Origin of the sequence: Pseudoalteromonas sp. CR1, from assembly GCF_019392235.1 — a bacterium.
Classification (GTDB): Bacteria; Pseudomonadota; Gammaproteobacteria; order Enterobacterales; family Alteromonadaceae; genus Pseudoalteromonas.
On record NZ_JAHXRM010000496.1, the window covers coordinates 1 to 248 of the forward strand.

Consider the following 248-nt stretch of genomic DNA (forward strand, 5'->3'; position numbering starts at 1 on the left):
GGGGCACCGTTGTTACCCGAAGTGAACTTCAACCTCACCGCCAGCCGCGAAAAACTCCTGCACGGCAGCGGCAACGCATCGCTGGATGCCACAGCAAGCAACAAAACCGTCGACAGCTTTGGCACCAACCTCACCGCCAGTTATGAAGTGGACTTCTGGGGAGGGCGCGCCGCCGCTCGCGACAGTGCGCTGCAAAGCCTGCGAGCGAGTGAGTTCGACCAGGCCACGGTCGAGCTGACATTGCTCAG

The 248-nt window shown here is 61.7% G+C and carries 1 pseudogene; it reads left to right on the forward strand.

Features of this window, described 5'->3' with window-relative positions:
• Positions 1–248: pseudogene (locus KZZ04_RS20300) on the forward strand (hypothetical protein); the annotation flags it as partial.